Annotated in this window: 16 protein-coding genes; 8 read left to right on the forward strand and 8 right to left on the reverse strand. The window is 73.0% G+C overall.

Annotated features, from left to right (window positions below; genetic code table 11):
* The 4 genes from ACSNN8_RS03700 (at position 1) to ACSNN8_RS03715 (ending at position 4,880) form a co-directional block, all read left to right on the forward strand.
* Positions 1-999 (forward strand): glycosyltransferase family 4 protein, encoded by a 999-nt coding sequence (locus tag ACSNN8_RS03700; RefSeq protein WP_436646965.1) that lies wholly within the window; start codon positions 1-3, stop codon positions 997-999.
* A 157-nt stretch (positions 1,000-1,156) separates the two neighbouring features.
* A complete protein-coding gene (locus ACSNN8_RS03705) occupies positions 1,157-2,302 on the forward strand; it encodes a glycosyltransferase (RefSeq protein WP_436646966.1) in 1,146 nt (381 codons plus the stop codon).
* A complete protein-coding gene (locus ACSNN8_RS03710) occupies positions 2,302-3,393 on the forward strand; it encodes a glycosyltransferase (protein ID WP_436649396.1) in 1,092 nt (363 codons plus the stop codon). The genes ACSNN8_RS03705 and ACSNN8_RS03710 overlap by 1 nt, the downstream gene beginning before the upstream one ends.
* Before the next feature lie 8 nt (positions 3,394-3,401).
* The gene (locus ACSNN8_RS03715; RefSeq protein WP_436646967.1) at positions 3,402-4,880 is read left to right on the forward strand and encodes a glycoside hydrolase family 130 protein; all 1,479 of its coding nucleotides are present in this window, start codon (positions 3,402-3,404) and stop codon (positions 4,878-4,880) included.
* Between the two features lie 3 nt (positions 4,881-4,883).
* On the opposite strand, the gene ACSNN8_RS03720 is transcribed toward ACSNN8_RS03715, so the two are convergent.
* Positions 4,884-5,528: a response regulator transcription factor gene (locus ACSNN8_RS03720; RefSeq protein WP_436646968.1), complete on the reverse strand. Its 645-nt coding sequence runs from the start codon at positions 5,526-5,528 to the stop codon at positions 4,884-4,886.
* Complete coding sequence (locus ACSNN8_RS03725) at positions 5,525-6,628, reverse strand: sensor histidine kinase (RefSeq protein ID WP_436646969.1); 1,104 nt, start codon at positions 6,626-6,628, stop codon at positions 5,525-5,527. The genes ACSNN8_RS03720 and ACSNN8_RS03725 overlap by 4 nt, the downstream gene beginning before the upstream one ends.
* Between ACSNN8_RS03725 and ACSNN8_RS03730 the strand changes: the two genes are divergently transcribed.
* Entirely contained in the window at positions 6,627-7,391 is a 765-nt protein-coding gene (locus tag ACSNN8_RS03730) for a YqeB family protein (protein WP_436646970.1), read from the forward strand. The genes ACSNN8_RS03725 and ACSNN8_RS03730 overlap by 2 nt on opposite strands.
* 8 nt (positions 7,392-7,399) lie before the next feature.
* Here ACSNN8_RS03730 and ACSNN8_RS03735 read toward each other — a convergent pair whose 3' ends face one another.
* On the reverse strand, positions 7,400-8,218 hold the full coding sequence (locus ACSNN8_RS03735) for a methyltransferase domain-containing protein (protein WP_436646971.1): 819 nt from the start codon (positions 8,216-8,218) through the stop codon (positions 7,400-7,402).
* Positions 8,219-8,352: 134 nt separating this feature from the next.
* On the opposite strand from ACSNN8_RS03735, the gene ACSNN8_RS03740 reads away from it, so the two are divergent.
* Positions 8,353-9,783 (forward strand): diguanylate cyclase domain-containing protein, encoded by a 1,431-nt coding sequence (locus tag ACSNN8_RS03740; protein WP_436646972.1) that lies wholly within the window; start codon positions 8,353-8,355, stop codon positions 9,781-9,783.
* 118 nt (positions 9,784-9,901) lie between these two features.
* Here ACSNN8_RS03740 and ACSNN8_RS03745 read toward each other — a convergent pair whose 3' ends face one another.
* On the reverse strand, positions 9,902-10,309 hold the full coding sequence (locus ACSNN8_RS03745; protein WP_436646973.1) for a YkvA family protein: 408 nt from the start codon (positions 10,307-10,309) through the stop codon (positions 9,902-9,904).
* Between the two features lie 117 nt (positions 10,310-10,426).
* On the opposite strand from ACSNN8_RS03745, the gene ACSNN8_RS03750 reads away from it, so the two are divergent.
* A complete protein-coding gene (locus ACSNN8_RS03750; protein WP_436646974.1) occupies positions 10,427-11,449 on the forward strand; it encodes a Gfo/Idh/MocA family protein in 1,023 nt (340 codons plus the stop codon).
* Positions 11,450-11,455: 6 nt separating this feature from the next.
* Here the strand turns inward: ACSNN8_RS03750 and ACSNN8_RS03755 are convergent, their stop codons facing one another.
* Complete coding sequence (locus ACSNN8_RS03755) at positions 11,456-12,004, reverse strand: TetR/AcrR family transcriptional regulator (RefSeq protein WP_436646975.1); 549 nt, start codon at positions 12,002-12,004, stop codon at positions 11,456-11,458.
* Between the two features lie 112 nt (positions 12,005-12,116).
* On the opposite strand from ACSNN8_RS03755, the gene ACSNN8_RS03760 reads away from it, so the two are divergent.
* The gene (locus tag ACSNN8_RS03760) at positions 12,117-13,520 is read left to right on the forward strand and encodes an MFS transporter (RefSeq protein WP_436646976.1); all 1,404 of its coding nucleotides are present in this window, start codon (positions 12,117-12,119) and stop codon (positions 13,518-13,520) included.
* Here ACSNN8_RS03760 and ACSNN8_RS03765 read toward each other — a convergent pair.
* The 3 genes from ACSNN8_RS03765 to ACSNN8_RS03775 form a co-directional block, all read right to left on the reverse strand.
* Complete coding sequence (locus tag ACSNN8_RS03765) at positions 13,517-14,380, reverse strand: alpha/beta fold hydrolase (protein ID WP_436649398.1); 864 nt, start codon at positions 14,378-14,380, stop codon at positions 13,517-13,519. The genes ACSNN8_RS03760 and ACSNN8_RS03765 overlap by 4 nt on opposite strands.
* A gap of 191 nt (positions 14,381-14,571) precedes the next feature.
* On the reverse strand, positions 14,572-18,117 hold the full coding sequence (locus ACSNN8_RS03770) for a discoidin domain-containing protein (RefSeq protein ID WP_436646977.1): 3,546 nt from the start codon (positions 18,115-18,117) through the stop codon (positions 14,572-14,574).
* 43 nt (positions 18,118-18,160) lie between these two features.
* Complete coding sequence (locus tag ACSNN8_RS03775; protein WP_436646978.1) at positions 18,161-20,500, reverse strand: discoidin domain-containing protein; 2,340 nt, start codon at positions 20,498-20,500, stop codon at positions 18,161-18,163.
* Positions 20,501-20,506 lie beyond the last annotated feature (6 nt).

Raw genomic sequence — 20,506 nt, forward strand, 5'->3', positions numbered from 1 at the left:
ATGAAGGTCGCCATGCTGGGCCCGATCGCGTGGCGGACGCCGCCGGTGCACTACGGGCCGTGGGAACTGGTCACGAGCATGATCACCGAGGGGCTGGTGGAGCGCGGCGTCGACGTGACGCTGTTCGCCACGCTCGACTCGATCACCAAGGCCACCCTCGACGGCGTCGCCCCGGCCGGGTACGAGGAGAGCGAGCTCGACGGGCGCATCTGGGAGGCGCTGCACGTCTCGCACGCGCTGGCCCGCTCGGGCGAGTTCGACCTGGTGCACAACCACCTCGACTGGCTGCCGCTGGCCTTCTCGCAGCACTGCGCGGCGCCGATGGTCACCACGATCCACGGCTTCTCGGGCGCGAACATCCTGCCCGCCTACCGCCGCGGCCGGTCGGCGTACGTCTCGATCTCCGACAGCGACCGCTCGCCCGACCTCGACTACGTCGGCACCGTGCACCACGGGATCGACTTCGACGGGCTGCCCGCCCGCGAGCGGGGCGGCGAGGACCTGATCCTGTTCGGGCGCATCCACCCCGACAAGGGCACCGACCTGGCGATCGAGATCGCGCGGCGGGCCGGCCGTCGGCTGGTGATGTGCGGGATCGTGCAGGACCGCGCGTACTTCGAGGAGCTGATCGAGCCGCGCATCGACGGCGACCGGGTGGTCTATCGGGGCTCGGTCGGCCCCGGCGAGCGCGGCGCGATCCTCGGCTCGGGGCTGGCGCTGCTGCATCCGATCCGGTTCGCCGAGCCGTTCGGGCTCTCGGTCGTGGAGTCGATGGCCTGCGGGACGCCCGTCATCGCGTACCGCAGAGGGTCGATGCCGGAGGTCGTCGACGAGGGCGTCACCGGATACCTCGTGGAGGACGCCGACGGGGCGGTGGACGCCGTCGAGAAGGCCCGCGACCTCGACCGGGCGGCCTGCGCACGGCGGGCGCGGGAACGGTTCTCGCGCGACCGCATGGTCGACGACTACCTGGCGATTTACCGGAAAATCGTCGGCTGAATGGTGTTCCTTGTTAACGTCGTAATGTGAATTGCGCGTCAATCCGGGCTATTTCCCGGTGTTCCGCAATGGCATATGCACGCGCCCGGCACAGCCCTGTCCGGGTGCGCTGAGCCGTGCTGCGGGGAGGCAGCCGCAGAGCGAGAAAGGCGATGTCATGCCCGCGTACGGTTTCCTGAGCACATATCCCCCGACCCAGTGCGGGTTGGCCACCTTCAATGCGGCGCTGGCCACCCACCTGAACGCCGGCGGCGGCTCGGGGGTGGTCCGGCTGCTGTCGAGCGACAGCGTCAGCGGGGGCATCGAGCTCGACCGCGCCGCGCCGCGGACCGTGCACACCTGGCACACCGACGCCCCGGGCGGCTGGTCCGCGGCGGCCGAGGCGCTCAACCGCTTCGACGTGGCGATCGTGCAGCACGAGTACGGCATCTATCCCGGCGACGCCGGCCGGGAGGTGCTGCCGCTGCTGGGCGCCCTGCGGGTTCCCTCGATCGTCGTGCTGCACACCGTGCTCAGCGCGCCCGATCCGCTGCAGCGTGAGGTGCTCGAGCGCGTCGCCGCCACGGCCGACGCGGTGGTCACCATGACCGACACCGCCCGGCAGCGGCTCACCGGCGGCTACGACGTCGACCCCCGCAAGATCTCGGTGATCCCGCACGGCGCGGGCAGCCGCGGCACCGGCCCGCGCGAGGAGCACGACCGCCCGCACCTGCTCACCTGGGGGCTGATCGGCCCGGGCAAGGGCATCGAGTGGGCGCTGCGCGCGCTGGCGCTGCTCGGCGACGTGCGGCCGGCGCCGGTCTACACGGTGGCCGGGCGCACGCATCCCAAGGTGCTGGAGCAGTTCGGCGACGCGTACCGGGACTCGCTGCGGGCGCTCGCGGAGGAGCTGGGCGTGGCCGACGCGGTGCGCTGGAACGACGCGTACCTGGAGGAGGACGACCTGACCCGGCTGATCCGCTCGGCCGACGTGGTCGTGCTGCCGTACGACTCCACCGAGCAGGTCACCTCGGGCGTGCTCATCGAGGCGGTCGGCGCGGGCATCCCGGTCGTGGCCACCGAGTTCCCGCATGCCGTCGAGCTGCTCGCCGACGGTCCCGGGCTGCTCGTGCCGCACCAGGACCCCGAGTCGATGGCGTCCGCGATCCGGCACGTGCTGGCCGAGCCGGGCCTGCCCGCACGGCTCACCGGCCTGGCCGGCGGCCCCACGCTGCGCTGGCCCGCGGTGGCCGCGCGCTACCAGTCCCTGGCCGCGCGGCTGATCGAGGCGCGCTCGCCGCTCGCCGCCCCGGTCCCCGCGTGATCACGGCCGCCGGCGGGCTGCGGCTGGTGCCGCCGCCGATCCAGCTCGCCGACGCCCCGCAGCCGGACTGGAGCCACGTCGCCCGCCTCTCCGACGACACCGGGCTGCTCGAGCACGCCCGCAACGCGATCGTGCGGCGCGAGCACGGCTACTGCGTCGACGACGTCTCCCGCGGCCTGCTGCTGATCAGCCGGGAACCGCGGCCGACCGCCCAGCTGGTCGGGCTGGCCGAGCGCTACCTGGCCTTCCTCACCCACGCGCAGGGCCCGGACGGCGGGTTCCGCAACCGCTTCTCGTACGAGCGGCGCTGGGAGGACGAGCCGTCGGTGGGCGACTGGTGGGGCCGCGCCCTGTGGGGCCTGGGCACCGCCGCCGCCCGCTCGACCGTGCCGTGGATCCGCCGCGAAGCCGCCAACGCCTTCCGGATCGGCGCGCAGCAGAGAAGCCCGTGGTCGCGGGCGATGGCCTTCGCCGGGCTGGGCGCGGCCGAGGTGCTGCGCGGCGACCCGCGCGACAGGCAGGCGGCCGAGCTGCTCGCCGACGCCGCCACCGTGATCGGCCTGCCGGGCACGGCGACGCCGGACTGGGTCTGGCCGGAACCGGAGCTGACGTACGCGAACCCGGCGCTCGCCGAGGTGCTGATCTCGGCCGGCGACCTGCTCGGCGACGAGTCGCTGCTGCGGGCCGGGCTCCGCATGCTGGCCTGGCTGTGCCGCGAGCAGGACCACGACGGGCACCTGTCGGTCGTGCCGGTCGGCGGCTGGCGGCCCGGCGTGCCCAAGCACCGCTTCGACCAGCAGCCGATCGAGGCCGCGGCGACCGCGGACGCGTGCGCCACCGCCGCGGCGGTCACCGGCGACGAGCGCTGGGACGAGCAGCTGTTCCGGGCGATCGCGTGGTTCCTGGGCGACAACGACGGCCGGCAGACGATGTACGACCCCCTAACCGGTGGATGTTATGACGGACTGACCGCAACTGGCCCTAATGTGAATCAAGGAGCCGAATCAACCCTCGCGCTCGTCTCCACGCTGCAGCATGCCCGCACGCTGGCGAGCCGGAGCGCGACCCGACCGTCAGGCGGCCTAGCGTGACCGCAACCGTGAACACCTCATCGACGATCACCCGGCACGACGTCGTGCTGCAGCCGGACGGCCGGCGCGTCGTGATCAAGCTGTTCGTGCCCGGCGAGGACCAGTACACCGTCAAGAACCGGGCGGGCCGCCTGATCGAGCGCATCCTGCAGCTCGACGAGGCCGAGATCGCCCGGCTGCTCGACGACGTGCTGGCCCGCTTCGGCGGGCGCCACCACGACCTGCTCGGCACGTTCGGGCACCACTACGACCTGGTGCAGCACCGGGTGCCCCCCGAGATCGAGCTGTCGCCGACCGCGCGCACGCTGATCGGCGCGTACTTCAGCCACGAGTTCGCCGTCGAGGCGGCGGCGCTGTGCAACCCGTCGATGGTCGTGCACCCCGACCAGGGCGGCCTCGAGCCGGGCGAGCTGCGGGTGGCGATCAGCCTGCGCCAGATCGGCGAGGGGCACATCTCGTCGATCGGGTTCTGCTCGGCGGTGCTCGGCCCCGGCGACCAGCTGCGCATGGAGGACCGCGGCGGCCCGCTGGCGATCGGGCAGCGGGTCGGCGCCACGCACTGGAAGAACCAGCTGTCCGCGGCGCTGATCGACGCGGCCATCGACAACGAGGCGTCGGCGTACGTCGTCTCGGCCCTGCCCGAGCGGTTCACCGACGTCGAGTTCGAGGACGTCATCGCGCACGTGCCGGGCGAGCTGCTGGCCCGGCCCAAGGCGCAGGAGACGATCGACCAGATCCGGCACATCGTCAGCGAGGACTACGCGCTGTCATTCCCGTGCGCGGTGCCCCTGCACCAGCGGGTGATGTGGCCGGCCACCCCGGCCGAGAGCAACGGCATGGAGGACGCGCGGTTCGTGCGCGTGCTCGACCCGGACGGGCGCCACGTCTACCAGGCCACCTACACCGCGTACGACGGCCGGCAGATCTCCGGACGCGTGATCTTCTCGCGCGACCTGCGGCACTTCGAGGTGACCCGGCTGAGCGGGCCGGCCGCGGCCAACAAGGGCATGGCGCTGTTCCCGCGCTACATCAACGGCCGCAAGATGGCGCTCTGCCGCTCCGACGGCGAGACGCTGGGCCTGGCCGTCCGCGACGACCAGCACCGCTGGCAGCCGTCCGTGCCGCTGCTGCTGCCGCACCGCGGCTGGGACCTGATCCAGGTGGGCAACTGCGGCTCGCCGATCGAGACCGAGGCCGGCTGGCTGGTGCTCACCCACGGCGTCGGCCCGATGCGGCGCTACGCGATCGGCGCGATGCTGCTCGACCTCGACGACCCGTCGCGGGTGATCGCCGACCTGCCGGAGGGCCTGCTCGACCCCGACGAGGTGGAGCGGGAGGGGTACGTGCCCAACGTGCTCTACTCGTGCGGCGGGCTCGTGCACGACGGGCGGTTCTGGATGCCGTACGGCGCGAGCGACGTCCGGATCGGCTTCGCCAGCGTGGCGCTGGACCACCTGCTCTCGCGCATGGTGCCCACCGGCCGCTGAGCCTCAGCGGGCGTCGTGCACCAGCAGGGCGATCTGCACCCGGTTGGTCAGCGACAGCTTCGTGAAGATCCTCGACACGTACGCCTTGACGGTCGCGGTGCTCATCAGCAGCTCCGCGGCGATCTCGGAGTTCGTGCGGCCCTCGGCGATCAGCCCGGCGACATCGCGCTCGCCGGGGCTGAGCCGGGCGAGGGCCGCACGCGCCCGTTCCCGGCCGGGGTCGGCGCCCGCGCCCGACACCAGGCCGATCATCGTGCGCAGCACCTCGGGCGACATCATCGGCTCGCCCGCCGCGACCCGCCGCACGGCCTCGGCGATCTGCCGCGGCGGGGTGTGCTTGAGCAGGAACCCGCCCGCCCCGGCGCGCAGCGCCCGCAGCACGTGCTCGTCGGTGTCGAACGTCGTCAGCACGATGACCTGGGGCGGGTCCCGGCGCGCCCGCAGCGACTCGGTGGCGCTGAGCCCGTCGAGCCCCGGCATGCGGATGTCCATCAGCACGACGTCCGGCCGGTGGGTGCCGACCGCGGAGGCCACCTCGGTGCCGTCGGCGACCGCGCCCACCACCTCGAGGTCGTCGAACGCGGCCAGCATCATGGTCAGACCCGCCCGCACGAGCGCGTCGTCGTCGACCAGCAGCACCTTGATCATGTCGGCCACGGCAGCCAGGCCCGCAGCCGGAACTCCCCCGCCGGCGTCGGCCCGTGCTCCAGGCGCCCGCCCACGAGCTGCACCCGCTCGCGCAGCCCGGCCAGCCCCGCGCCCGCACCGGGCAGCCTCTGCCCGCCCGGGGTGAGCGTGTTCGCGACCGCCACGTCGAGGCCCTTCTCGGCGCAGCCGCTGATCGTCACCCGCACGGGCGCGCCCGGCGCGTGCTTGCGCGCGTTGGTGAGCGCCTCCTGGACGATCCGGTACGCGTGCCTGCCCACCGCGTCGGGCACGCCGTCGCCGCCCTCCAGCTCCAGACCCACCTCGGCGCCCGCCACGCGGGACTGCTCGACCAGCGCCGGCACGTCGCCGAGCGTGGGCTGGGGCTGGTCCTCGACGGGTGCGCGCAGCATGCCGATCACGGTCCGCAGGTCCTCCAGGGCCTCGTACGCGCACTCGCGGATCACGCCCGCCGCCTGCTGCTCGCCGGCGGGCGCGTCCCGGCGTACCTCCAGGGCGCCCGCGTGCACCGCGAGCAGCGAGATGCGGTGGGCCAGCACGTCGTGCATCTCGCGGGCGATGCGCTCGCGCTCGGCCAGCCGCGCCTGCTCGACCCGCAGCCGCTGCCCCTCCTCGGCCTGCCGCGCCCGCTCGGCCCACGAGGCGACCAGCTGCCGGTGCGACCGCAGCAGCATCGCGATCGCGACCAGGCTGACGTGCACCAGCACGACGAACACGACGCTCTCGTAGTAGAGCCGGGTGCTGCCCAGCGCCACGTAGTAGGTGACGGCCACCAGCACGGCGTGCAGCCCGGTGAGCGCGACGGCCACCCGGCCGCGGCGGTGCAGCCCGACCGCGAACAGCGCCACCGGCGTGGCCCCCATCGGCATCGCGAACAGGATGCCCAGCGGGATGAGCACCAGCGTCAGCGCGACCGGGCGGGTGCGCCGGAACAGCACCAGCCCGACGGCGGCGACCACCGCGGACACCGCCTCGACCGGCAGCGGCGCGCCGTCGCCCTCGCTGATCGAGGTCATGAGGAAGAACAGGCCGAGCAGCGTCGCCACGGCGGCGAGCGACAGCTCGAGCAGCCATCTCCGCATGGCTGAGACGCTACCGGCGGCGCGCCACGGCGGGCAGTCGACTTTGGTCTACGCCCGGTCGACCGGAGTCGGTATCGCGCCCGCCGCGGGCGCGGGAATGATCGGCGGCGTGCTGCGACAGGAGACGATCGTGCCGGCCCCGTGGTGGGGCCGGGTGCTGGTGTGGCTCTGCCTGCCGCTGGCCGGGGCGGCGCTGCTGTGGGGCGTGCTCCGGCTGATCGAGTGGCTGCCGATCGGCGGCCCGTTCACCCTCCTGCGCCGGCTGCCCTCGCCCTGGGACCTGGTGGCGGCGCTCGCGATCGGCGCGGTCATCGGCCTGATCCTCGCCGCGCTGGCCGACGCGGAGTCGCTGACCGTACGGATCACCCCGCTCGAGGTCGTCCTCACCCGGCCCGGCCGGCGCCGCGTCGTGCCGCGCGGCGACGTCGCCGTGGCCTTCCCCGACCGCGACCAGCTCGTGCTGCTCGGCCGCACCGGCCGCGAGCTGGGCCGCGAGCCGTGCCACCTGTCCCGGTCCCGGCTGAGCGAGGCGTTCCGGGCGCACGGCATCGCCTGGGCCGAGCAGGACCCGTACCTGCAGGCGTACCGCCGCTGGGTGCCGGGCCTGCTGCCGCCGGACGCCGAGGCGCTGCTCACGGCCCGGCAGAAGGCGCTGCGCTCGGGCGACGACGAGGACGTGCGCGAGCTGCGCGAGGAGCTGGGACGGCTCGGCTACGTGCTGCGCGACGAGAAGAAGCGCCAGTACTGGCGGCAGGTCTCCTGAGAGTCCCGCTAGCCGACGGTGCCGGTGACCGCCCAGATGGTCAGGACGGCCAGGAAGTCGCCGCGCGCGCCGGCGGCGTCGACGTGCGAGAACCAGGTGTCGCGCAGGCCCGGGGGCGTCATCCACGAGTCCTCGGGAACCCGGGGGTTGACCATGGGCAGCACCACGGCGGCCGACGCGGGGTCGCCGAACAGGCAGGTCACCGGCGTCGCGCTGATGTCGTAGACGCCCCTGCCGATCAGCCGGCGCCGCAGCGTGCGGCCCATGTCGATCTGCCGCGGGGTGAGCCGGCCGTGCATGGCGGCCACCACGGCGCCGGACAGCTGCGACGGCACCCCGTCGAAGGCCAGCGAGCTCCAGTCGGTGTCGATCAGGCAGATCCGCCCGCCGGGGCGGGTCACCCGCACCAGCTCGGCCACGGCCGCGTCGGCGTCGTCGACGTGCTGCAGCACCCGCTCGCACCAGACGCCGTCGACGCTGCCGGCCGGCAGGTCGATCGCCGAGACGTCGCCCGTGGTGTACCGCACGTTGCTGCCGTCGTGCCGCTCGATCGCGGCGGCGATGGTCGCGGCCGAGTAGTCCAGCGCGATTACCTCGCCGGACGGCCCCACCTCGGCGGCCAGCCACCGGGCCACGTCGCCAGCGCCGGAGCCCGCGTCGAGCACCCGCCAGCCCGGCTCGGGGCGCAGCGCGTCCATCGCCGTGCGGCGCACCCGGCGGATCTCGGGATGCCGGCCCATCGCCTCGAGGGCGGCGAGCAGCATCGCGGTCATCTCGCGGGGCAGCCCGTCGATGTCGGCGAAGGGCGTGCGGTCCATCTGCTTCATGCGTCGAATGTTGACCCATCAGACGCCCCGGATGACGGGACCGGTCACCCATCCGACAGGAGAAGATCACCGTACGCGCTCAAGTCCGCGCGCCGCCCGTCGAAGAGCACTCGGTGTGGCGACTGGAGACGCGAATGCCGCGTAGGGGGCTGAGCCGGACCCGTCTGGCCGGCGTCGCCGTGGGCCTCGCCGCCGCCGCCAGCCAGTTCGGCCAGGTGGGCAACGCCGGCCGCTCGGCGGAGTTCCACCGGCTGTCCGCCGCGGCCCTCGCCGGGCTGCTGGTCGTGCTGGTCGTGACCGCGGTGCGCGGCCGGTCGGGCTGGTGGAGCGTGCCGCTGGTGCCCGCCCTGGTCGTGGTCGCCGCCGCCGGCCTGCAGGACCCGCTCGCCGGGCTCGCCCTGGCGCTCTCCTCCGTGGTCGTGCTCTCGCTCTACGGCTCCACCGCCGAGTGGGCGGCCCGGGTGCTCGGCGCGGTCGTGGCCGTCCCGACCGCCGTCGCGATCTCGCCGCTGTCGGCGGGCCGGGTGATCTCGTGGCACTCCGGCACCGTGCTGGGGCTGCTGCCGCAGGTGCTCCTGATGGCGGCCCTGTCCCGCGGCATCCACGCGGCGCTGCGCCGCCAGGAGCGCGACGCCGCCCGCGAGTCCCTGCTCGCCCGGGCCGGGCACGCCATGCTCGGGGTGACCGACGTGGCCACCATCCGCGAGGTCGGCCGCCGCACCGCCGCCGAGATCGTCGAGCTCAACCCGGATGTCGCCATGCTGATCCTGCGCCGCGACGGCGACGCCCTGCGGGTGGCGAACCTGGCCGGCGCCCCCGAGCAGCTGCGCGGCCGCCGGCTCAGCGGCGCGGTGCTCACCGACCGGCACCTGCTCACGCCGCTGCTGCCGGGCTTCCGCAGCTGGCACGTCGACCCGCTCGGCGGCGACCCCGCCACCGGCGACGTCCACCTGGTCGTCGCCGGCCGCCGCACGGTGCCCGCCGACGTGCTCGACGCCTTCCGCACCCTGTCGCACCAGGTGATGCTCGCCGAGAAGGGCTGCCTGGCCCACGCCGAGCTCGAGCACAGCGCCCACCACGACCACCTCACCCAGCTGCCCAACCGCGCCAAGTTCCTGCGCGCCGCCGCCGAAGCCGTCGCCACGTGCCCGCCCGGCACGGTCGCGCTGCTCAACGTCGACCTGGACGACTTCAAGCAGGTCAACGACGGCTACGGCCACGCGGCCGGCGACGAGCTGCTGATCGAGGTGGCCGCCCGCCTGCGCGTCGGCGACGCCGTGGCGGCCCGCTTCGGCGGCGACGAGTTCGCGCTGCTGCTCACCGGCATCAGCGGGCCCGCCGAGGCGGCCGGCGTGGCGGCGCTGCTCTCCGCCCGCCTGGCCGCGCCGGTCGCCCTCGCCTCGGGCGCCACGGTCACCGTCGGCGCGAGCATCGGCGTGGCCGTCACCGAGCCCGGCATCACGCTGGCCGAACTGTCGCGGCTGGCCGACATCGCCATGTACTCCGCCAAGGCGCAGGGCAAGAACCGGGTCGAGCTCTGCGCCCGCACCGCCGTCCCCGCCTGAGTCCCGCCTGCCTCCCCGGCGCCGCCCGCCTCCTCGCACCGCCTACTTCCCCGGCGCCGACCGCCTCTGCGTGCCCGCCTGCCTTCCGCGCCGCCCACCTCGCCGCGTGCCGGCGGGCTCAGCGGTCCAGGCCGGTGAGCCGGGTCAGGGCGGCGAAGCCGTCGTCGCTGCCGGGCCAGTGCCGGCGGACCGCGTCGAGGCCCGCGCGGCGGACGGTGGACCGCAGCACCGCGGTCACGATGATCGCGTCGTCGGCGTAGCCGAGCACCGGAACGAAGTCGGGGATCAGGTCGAACGGCATCGCCAGATAGCCCAGCAGCAGCCCCAGGCGGACCCGCACGCCGCGCGGCAGCGACCGGTCACCGGCGAGGCGGCGCAGCAGCCGCACCAGGTCGGGCAGCAGCCGCAAAGCCTCCTTGAGCCGCGCCCGCTCCGGCTTGACGACCAGCAGGGCGACCACCAGCAGCAGCCAGATCAGCAGCAGCGCGGCGCCCAGACCGATCAGCGTCTGCCACCACCAGTCCACGGCCCCCATCGTAGGCCCGCCGTACCCCGCCCCGGCCGTTGTCCACAGTTCGCCGCCGTCCACAGCCCGGGTGATCCCCCGGCGCCGCTCGCCCACCGATGTGGCAGGCTTTCCGGAATGAGCGACGCGGTGCGATTCGGGCTGGTGGGCTATGGCGCGGGCGGGCGGATCTTCCACGCCCCGCTGATAGCTTCCGCGCCCGGCGTCGAGTTCCTCGGCGTGGTCACCACCAATGACGAGCGCCGCCGCGAGCTCGCCGGGCAGCGCCCCACGCTGACCGCGTACGACTCGATCGCCGCGCTGGCCGAGGCCGGCGCCGAGGCGGTCGCGATCTCCACGCCCGTCACCACGCACGCCGACCTCGCGCTCGAGGCCATCCGGCACGGCCTGCACGTGGTGGTCGACAAGCCGTTCACGCCGACCGCCGAGCGGGCCCGCGAGGTGGTCGCCGCCGCCAAGGAGCGGGGCGTGCTGCTCAGCGTCTATCAGAACCGGCGGTGGGACTCCGACTTCCGCACGCTGCGCCGCCTCATCGACGACGGGCAGTTCGGCACCGTACGCCGGTTCGAGTCCCGCTTCGAGCGGTGGGCCCCCGAGCGCAAGCCGGGCGCGGCGGGCGGCGGCACGCTGCTCGACTTCGGGTCGCACCTGGTCGACCAGGCGCTGCTGCTCAACGGCCCGGCCGTGCGGGCCTACGCCGAGGTGCGCGGCAGCGGCGAGCTCGACGACGACTTCTTCCTCGCGCTGCACCACGTCAACGGCGTCGAGTCGCACCTGTGGGGCAGCTGGCGGCAGGGCGCGCCCGGCCCGCGCTACCGGGTCGCGGGCACCACCGGCACGTTCGTGATCGACGGCATCGACGGCCAGGAGGCCGTGCTCAAGGCCGGCCGCTCCCCCGCCGACCTGGGCGACCAGTGGGGCGTCGAGCCCGAGGACACGTGGGGCCGCATCTTCCGCGGCGACGAGGGCACCCGGGTGCGCAGCGAGCGCGGCCGGTGGGACCTCTTCTACCCCACCTTCGCGGCGGCCGTGCGCGGCGACACCGCCGTGCCGGTCGACCCCGCCGACGTGGTCCGGAACATGACAGTCCTCGACGCGGCCCGCGAGAGCGCCCGCAGCGGGCAGGCCGTCAGGCTCTGACGCCGCTCATCTCGGGCGCAGCCCGCTCAGCGCGATGCCCAGCACCCGGTCGCGCTGGGCGGCGTCCACGAACGTGGCCGACGTCAGGCCCGAGACCAGGCGCAACAGGTCGTCGAAGCTCGCGTCGGTGCGCACCTCGCCGGCGTCCTGGGCGCGCCGGAACAGCGGCTCGCCCGCCTCGTACATGGTGGCCCGGCACGCGCGGAACATCTCGGAGTCGCGGTTGAGCGCCTCGATAACCGCTCGCTTCGTGCCCACGTACGAGACAAACTGGTCGAGCCAGGCGGTCAGCGCCTCCCACGGTGGCAGCTCGGCGACCGCCGCGGCGACCTGGCTGAGCTGGTCGATCTCCTCGACGTAGACGGCCTCGAACAGGTCCTGCCGGGTCGGGAAGTTGCGATAGAGCGTGCCGATGCCGACCCCGGCGCGGCGGGCGATGTCCTCGAGCGAGGCCTCGGTGCCGTTCTCGGCGAACGCCTCGCGGGCCGCGGCGAGCAGCGCGTCGAAGTTGCGCCGCGCGTCGGCACGCTGCGGGCGGCGTACGGCGACGGGCATGGAGACCCTCCTCACAGACAAATCCGGTTGCGTACCGGAGGCACCCCTCCGCTAATGTGGAGGCATGCCTCGACTTTATCAGGGCTCCCCGCGAGCCAGGAGCGGACCGCGTGTGACCTTCGCGGTGCTGGCCGCCGCCGCGGCAGCCTTCTCGCTCATGCAGTCGCTGGTCACGCCGGTGCTCCCGACGATCCAGCGGGATCTGCACACCTCCGCCGGCACGGTCACCTGGGTGCTCACCGCCTGGCTGCTGGCCGCCTCGGTCGCCACCCCGCTGATGGGCCGCATCGCCGACATGACCGGCAAGGACCGCGCGCTGCTGGTCGCGCTCGCCGCGATCGCCGCCGGCTGCCTGCTCGCCGCGGTCGCGCCCAACGTCACCGTGCTCATCGTCGCCCGCATCGTGCAGGGCCTCGGCGGCGCGATCTTCCCCGTCTCGTTCGGCATCGTCCGCGACGAGTTCCCGCCCGCGCGGGTCAGCTCCGCGATCGGCGTGCTGGCCGCGGTCATCGCCACCGGCGGCGGCCTCGGCATCGTGCTGGCCGGCCCGATCGTCGGCGCGCTCAGCTGGCGGTGGCTGTTCTGGCTGCCGATGATCGTCGTGGTGGCGGTCGGCGTGCTCGCCTGGCGCCTGGTGCCGAGCTCCCCGGTCCGTACGCCCGGCCGGGTCAACTGGCTCTCCGCCGCGCTGCTGTCCGGCTGGCTCGTGGCGCTGCTGCTGCCGCTGAGCAAGGCCGCGGCGTGGGGCTGGGCCTCCGGCCGTACGCTCGTCCTGCTCGCCGCCGCCGCGGTGCTGTTCGCCGCGTGGCTGGTCGCCGAGCTGCGTTCCGCCGAACCGCTGATCGACATGCGCATGATGCGCCTGCCCGCCGTCTGGACCGCCAACCTGGTCGCGCTGCTGTTCGGCGCCGCGATGTTCGGCGTGTTCGCGTTCCTGCCGCAGCTCATGCAGATCCCGGCCTCGTCGGGCTACGGCTTCGGCGCCACCGTCACCGGCGCCGGCCTGCTGATGCTGCCGATGCTCGTCACGATGGCCTTGTTCGGCTCGCTGAGCGGCCCGCTCACCCGCTGGGCCGGCCCCAAGGCGCAGCTGCTCTGGGGCGCCGGGCTGAGCACCCTCGCCACCCTGTCGCTGGCCCTGCGCCACGGCGAGCGCTGGCAGGTGGCCGTGGCCGGCGGCGTCTTCGGCATCGGGCTGGGCCTGGTCTACTCGTCGCTGGTCAACCTCATCGTGCTGAGCGTCCCGCGCCACCAGACCGGCGTCGCCAGCGGCATGAACACCAACATCCGCACGATCGGCGCCTCGCTGGGCACCGCGCTGGTCAGCTCGATCGTGACCAGCCACCCCGGCGCCGCCGGGCTGCCCGCCGAGGCCGGCTACACCGACTCGTTCCTGGTGCTGACCGTCGTCGCCGCGGCCGCCTTCGCCGTCGCCCTGCTGGTGCCGGTCGCCCGCAGGACCGCCCCGCAGCGGCCCGTCGAGACCCTGCCCGAGCTCACCCCCGTCGAGGCCTAGACGGTCGTGTGGGCGAGCAGGTTCTCCACGACCTCGTCGATGCCCGCCAGCAGCGACAGGTGGCCCTCGGCGGGCAGCAGGTGGACCTCGGCGCCCGGCACGTGGGCGGACAGCCAGTGCCCGTGGGCGGGCGGGACCATCCGGTCCTGCTCGCCCTGCCACACCGCGACGGGCACGCGGATGTCGGCGAGCGGAAAGCCCCAGTGGGCCAGGAAAGCCAGGTCGTCCTCGCGCCAGCCGGCGATGCCCGCGGAGACCGAGTAGCGGGTCGACTCGGCCAGGTAGCCGGCGAGGCCGCCGGTCAGGGCCCGCTTGTCCACCTCGGACAGCAGGTCGCCGAAGGCCTCGACCACGTCGGCCGCGGTCACCCGGGCCAGGCCGTCGGCCATGCCGGTCAGGAACGCGTCGAGCGCCTGCACGCCCTTGGCGGCGGCCTCGAACTCGGCGATGTTCTCCTCGCCCATGCCGGCCGGCCAGTCGAGCCCGGGCGCCTCGTACGGGGCGACGCCCGCGATGGTGGAGGCGCCGACGCAGCGGCCGGGCAGCAGGGCCGCGCAGGCCAGCGCGTGCGGGCCGCCGCCGGACCAGCCGATCGTCACGAAGTGGGCGGCGCCCAGGCTGTCGAGCAGCGCGGCGGTGTCGGCGGCCACGTCCGCGACGCGGCGGCCCGGGTGCGGGGAGGAGCCGCCGTAGCCCGGCCGGCTCGCCAGCACCAGGCGCAGGCCGTGCCGCGCGGCGGACTCGAAGACCGGCGCGAGGCGTACGGCGCCGGACGGGGTGCCGTGGTGCAGCACCAGCGGCAGGCCGCCGGGCGGCCCCTCGACCAGGTACTCCAGCGTGCGGCCGCCGGGCAGGGTCATGCGTTCCACAGAAGGAACCTACGCGAAGACGTCGCGAAAATCCTCCGGTGCAGCCACCGCCTCCCCCGCCCACCCAGGGAAACAAAGAGGTGCGAGCAGCCTACGACCTGTCAAGGGGAGACGGCCGAGTTGTCCACAGATAGGGGTGGGGCCCGCAGGGGACGGTGCGGGCCCCACAGGTGAGAGCGAGGTCAGTTGCGGACGATGGTGAACGTGGAGGTCGGGTTCTCGATGTCGCGGTAGTTGTTGCTGAACTGCAGGTTGGTGAAGGTCGCCGAGCCCACCGCGGGGCCCTGGCCGGCCTCGGGCATCGGGTTGGCCCAGACGCCGTAGCCGGACTTGGCGTCGTACGCGTCGCCGCTGCGCTGGGCGCCGCTGATGGTGACGTTGGTGAACGTCGTGTCCTTGATGACGTTCTGCGGTTGCCCGCCGACGTAGTTGGTCTGGAACATGATCCCGGCGTAGGTGGGGTCGACGATGTCGACGTTCGAGACGCGGATGCCCTGGAACACCTTCGACGCGCTGAACAGCCAGATCGCGGGGAAGACCTGCGAGCCCCAGAAGTGGCCGCCGGCCCGCACGATCGAGATGTTGTCGAAGACCGTCGGCGGGTTGGCGCCGAAGCCGTTCATCGGGTAGCCGAAGTCGAGCGAGCTGATCGTGATGCCCGAGTAGACGAGCGTGTCGGCGATGTAGATGTTCTTGAACGTGTTGGCGTAGCCGCCGTACACCGCGATGCCCGCGGCCCGCCAGGTGAGGATCGACGTCAGGTTGCTGTACACGTTGTTGATCTCGTCGGACCCACCGGCGTCGATGGCGGAGAACAGCGCGAAGCTGTCGTCGCCGGTCGCCCGGGCCTCGTTGTTGTCGACCAGGTTGCCGGTGCTGCCGTTGGTCATGTTGACGCCGTCGGCGAAGGTGTTCCGGATCCGGCTGTTCCTGATGACCATGTTGTCGGTGTTGGCGCCCCAGTAGAGGCAGACCACGTGCTCGGCCCAGATGTTGTCGATCGTGATGCCGCTGACGTTGGCGAAGTCGAACACCTTGCCCGGGCCGTCGATGCGGATCGTGTAGTTGCCGAAGAACGCGAAGTCCGCGAACGTCGACCCGTTGGCGGTGCTGTCGGCCCGGAAGCCGGCGTCGGTCTCGGTCTGGTTCGACGGCGTGAAGAACCGCGTGTACCAGGGCCCGGCTCCGACGACGCGGATCGACTTGCCGTACACCTGGAACTTCGACGACGTCTGGTAGTCACCGGCGGGCAGGTAGACGCCGAGCTTGGACGAGTCCTGGCGCGCGGTGTCCAGGGCGTTCTGCACGGCCTGCTGATCGAATCCGGTGGGTACGACGTACCGCGCCGCGTCCGGGTTGGCCTTCGGCGCGACCTGCTCCAGGTTGATGAAGTCGATCGCGATCGAGCCGCTGTTGGCAGAGTCCTTCTGCAGGCGCAGGGTGCTGCCGGCCGGGAACGAGCCGGTCAGCAGGATGTTCGCCTCGTCGTAGATGTGCCGCGGCCCGGTGCCCGAGTTCTGCGGCGCGGTCTCGTTGCCGTAGAGCCAGGCGTACTTCGAGGTGAGCGGCAGCGTCTTGTTGAGCGAGCCGTTGACGTACACGTTGATCGAGCTGGTCGTGCCGTCCGGGATGGAGAACCGCGCCACGACGGTGTTGGTCGCCGCCCGGGTGGTCCACTGCACGTACGCCCCGGTCTGGTTGAGCGTGACCGCGCGCCGGCCGGACGCCTCGCCCGCGAGGTCGCCGACGGTCCGGTTGGGCCCGACGGTCGCCGCGCCCCCGCCGAGCTGACCGTCCTCGGCCTCGTACATGTCGTAGGGCATGTTCGCGCCGCGCCCCACGAAGAACGGCTTCTCGCTGGTGTTGTTGGCCTGCTTCACGGGCAGCTCGTTGGCGTCGTTGGCAACCACGGTGCGTACGGTGTACCGCCCGTTCACCGCCGTCCAGGTGCCCAGGGTGATCGCCGGCGACGAGGCGCCCGCCGCGAGCGTGCCGGTCCACGAGCCGGTGAGCGTGCGCACCACGGAGGAGCCGTTCAGCACGGTCAGCGTGATGCCGTGCGCGCCGCCCGCCGACGCGGCCGAGCCCTGGTTCTGGAGCACCACCGAGAACGTGACGGTGTTGCCCGCGGCCGGCGTGCCGGGCGACCACGTGACCGCCGACGCGACCAGGTCGGAGCTGCTGACCGGCGTCACCGTCAGCGTGGACGAGAACGCGTTGTTGGCCTCGTTGGTCTCGATGACCGTGTTGGCCTCGTCGACCTTGGCCGAGACGGCGTACGTCCCGGCGTCGCGAGCGCCGACGTTCGCCGACACGGTCGCCGAGGCGCCGGCCGCCAGCGCACCCACGGTGGCGGTGCCGACCTTGGTCGTACCCAGGTAGAAGGTGACGTTGGTGGCCGCGCTCGCCAGGCCGCCCGCGTTGCGCACGGTTGCCGACAGCGTGACGGCGTCGGTCTCGACCGGAGAGGCCGGCGATGCCGACGTGCCCGTGATCGTCAGGTCCGGGTTGGGGGCTGCGGTGCCGATCACCTGCAGCTCGGCCACCTGCCCGCTCGGCGCGCCGCTGTTGGCGGTGAACGACAGGCGCAGGTCGGCGACGGTCGCGCTGACCGGGATGGTCACCGTGTTGCCCGAGGCCGGGTTGAAGCCGTACGAGGCCGACCCCACGACCGTCGTGAAGGTGCTCGAGCTCTGCTCGCGCCCGAGGATCGAGAACGTCTGCTGCCGCGCGCCCCACGAGCTGTCCGGGTTGAGCTTGACCACCACCGACGACACGGCCGCGTTCGCGCCCAGCTTCACGGTCAGCGTCGCGGGATAGCCGCTGCCCTCCCAGTACGTGCTGGTGTCGTTGTCGTTCGCGTTGGTGGCCACGAACGTGTGCACCGTCGACGACGCCTCGATCGGCTTGCCCTGCGCCAGGTTGCTGCCCGGCCCGGCCGTGCCGTTGCGGGTCACGGCGTTGCTCAGCGCCGACACGTTGCCCGCCGCGTCCTTCGCCCGCACCTGGTAGGTGACGGTCGCGCTCGCGGGCTGGGTGTCGGTGTACGTCAGCCCGGTCAGCGACGTGCGCAGCACGCCGTTGGCGAACACGTCGTAGCCGGCGACGCCGACGTTGTCGGTCGACGCCGACCAGGTCAGGCGGATCTGGTCGCCGCCGGGCTGGGTGAAGGCCAGGTTGCCCGGCACGCTCGGCGCCTGGGTGTCGCCGCCGCCGGAGACCGGGCCGTACACCTCGACCTCGGACAGCTGACCGGCGGGCCAGCCGGTGTTCCCGGTGACGGTGACCCGGACGAACCGCGCGCTCGCGGCGGTGAAGTCGACGGTCACCGCGTTGCCCGACGCCGGGTTGAAGGCGTACCCGGCGCTCGCCTTGAGGGTGGCGAACGAGGAGCCGTCGGCGCTGCCCTGGATCGCCAGCGTCTGTGTGCGGGTGGACCACGCGGCGGCGGGCGGCAGCTTGAGGACGACCTGGTTGACCTGGGTGGCGGCGCCCAGGTCGACCTGGATCCACTGCGGGAACGCGTTGTTGTTGCTCTCCCAGTACGTGTTGGCGTTGCCGTCGCCGGCGTTGCCCGCCGGGTAGACGTCGGTGAAGCTGCTCGCACTGAACGTCTTGCCGGCGGCCAGGTTCGGGCCGGCCGCGTTGGCGGCCGGGGCGTGCACGAGCGCGGCGACCACACCCGCGGCGACCGCCGCCGCGAGGAACTTTCTTCTCCATCTGGACATGCGGGAGCGCACCTTTCCTTCGAGGAGGCAGAGCGGGACGGGCTCAGGAGGAATGGACCTCGAACTCGGAGAGCTGACCGGCGGGCCAGCCGGTGTTGCCGGTGAAGGTCAGCCGCACGTAGCGGGCGGTGGCCGACGGGAAGGTGACGGTGACGGTGTTGCCCGAGGACGGGTTGAACGTGTAGCCGGCGCTCGCCTTCAGCGTCGAGAAGGCGGAGCCGTCGGTGCTGCCGAGGACGGACAGCGTCTGCGTGCGGGTCCCCCACGCCGCGGGCGGTGGGAGCTTGAGAACGAGCCGGCCGACCGTCCGGTTCTGTCCGAGATCGACGGTCAGGGACTGGGGGAAGGCGTTGTTGCGGCTCTCCCAGTACGTGCCGGCGTTGCCGTCGGTCACGTTGGCCGGCGCGTAGACGTCGGTCTGGCTGGTCGCCGTGGCCGGGCGCCCGGCGGCCAGGTTGCCGGCCGGCGGGGTGGTCGGCGGCGTCGTGGGCGGCGTGGTCGGCGGCGTCGTGGGCGGAGTGGTCGGCGGGGTGGTGGGGGTGTTGCCGTAGCGCGGCGCCGGCCAGGGCCCGCAGTACGGGTTGGCGGTCGACCAGCCGGAGTTGCCGCCGCCGTCGGCGATCTGCAGCCCGGCGCCCGAGCAGTTGTAGACCGTCTGGCTCTGCGCGATGCCGGACGCCCGTACGTTGGTGAACCGGGCCGACGCGGGCGCCTGGGCCTGCAGCGCGAACGTCCCGGCCCCGGCGATGGTCACGTTGGTCAGGTTGAGCCCGGTCGTCTGGTTGCCGATCCACTGGATCGCCGCGTACGAGCTGTCCAGGATGTCGGTGTCGGTGACGTTGATGGTCGCGCCGGTGATCGGCCCCTGGTCGCCCCAGAACCACAGCGCGCCGATGCCGAAGTTCCAGTTGTAGTCCGAGTTGCCGGCCCGGAGCAGCGTGTTGCGCGCCAGCGTCCAGGTGCCCGCGACCGCGGTCGGCCCGGTGACGCCCGGATAGCGGTTGCCGACGTGCAGGCCGCCGCCGTTGGTCACCGACTCGCTGACCACGTTGTCGGTCATCACGATGTCCCGGCCGCCGTAGCTGACGATGTTGTTGGCCAGGATCGGGGCGACGACCGTGTTGCGGGTGAACGAGTTGCCGACGTTCGGCACGTTCTCGGCCCACATCGCCAGCCCGTCGTCGCCGGTGTTGCGCACGAACGTGTTGGTGACCGTGGAGTTGGTGACGCCGATGTGGAAGTTCACGCCGTCCGCGGTCTGGTCGAGGATCCGGCTGTTGCGGATCGTGAAGCGGTCCATCGGCCCGTCCATCCACGCGCCGACCTTGGTGTGCTGCATCCACACGTTGTCGACGGTCGAGTTGCTCATGGCGCCGCCGAACGCGTTGACCTGGTCGTTGTCGACCCGCTCGCGGATGTCGCCGATCACCGCGAGGTCGCGGACCACGACGTTCTGGCTGGGGCCGCCCTCGCTCGTGTACTTGCCGTAGATGCCCGCGGCCAGGTTGCGCTGGGTGGGGTGCCGGCCGCCGAGCACGCTGTACCAGGGTCCGGCGCCGGCCAGCGTCACCCGGTCGACGATGACGTGGCTGTAGAGCGTGAAGTTCCCGCGCGGCACGTAGACCGTCCGCCCGGAGGCCGCGCCCGCGTTCACGGCCGCCTGGAACTTCGCCGTCGAGTCGGACGCGCCGGTCGGGTCGGCGCCGTAGTCGGCGACCACGTCGATGGCGCCGGAAGGCTTGGGAAGAGGGTCCGGCACGAGCTCGAAGTCGGCCAGGTCGACGGTGAACGACGGCGACTGCGCGGTCGACGACACCTGCAGCCGGATCCTGGTGCCGGCCGGATAGGTGGTGCCGAACAGCGTCCGCGCCTCGTCGTAGAAGTGGTGCGGCAGCGGGTCGCCGGGGTTGTTCGTGAACGGGTAGTAGCCGTAGTACCAGCTGTACTTCGACGTGACCGGAACCGTCCTGATCAGCGTTGAGCCGGTGCGCACGTCGATCGTGGCGTCGCGGCCCGCGCCGTTCGCGCTGTCGGGGATGCTGTAGCGGAACGTCACCGCGTTGGCGGGTTTGGTCAGCGTGAACTCGACGTACTCGCCGGCCGCGTCGAGCGTGACCGCCTCGCGGCCGGAGGCCTCCGACGACAGCGTGCCGTACGTGCGGCTGGTGCCGGTGGAGGTGCCGTTGTGCGCGGCCCGTTCGGCCTCGATCTCGGTGAAGGGGACGGTAGCGCCGCGGCCGGCGATCTCGAACGGCGAGATGCCGGCCGCCTGCGCCGGGGTGGCGGCCCAGGTGATGGCGACGGCCGTGGTGGCGATGGTGGCGCCCGCCGCCAGGGCGGCGAGCACTCGTCGGAGCGGGCGGTGAGAGGTGCGGTTGGCCATGGGGAT

Origin of the sequence: Actinoplanes sp. URMC 104, assembly GCF_051386375.1 — a bacterium.
GTDB lineage: Bacteria > Actinomycetota > Actinomycetes > Mycobacteriales > Micromonosporaceae > Actinoplanes.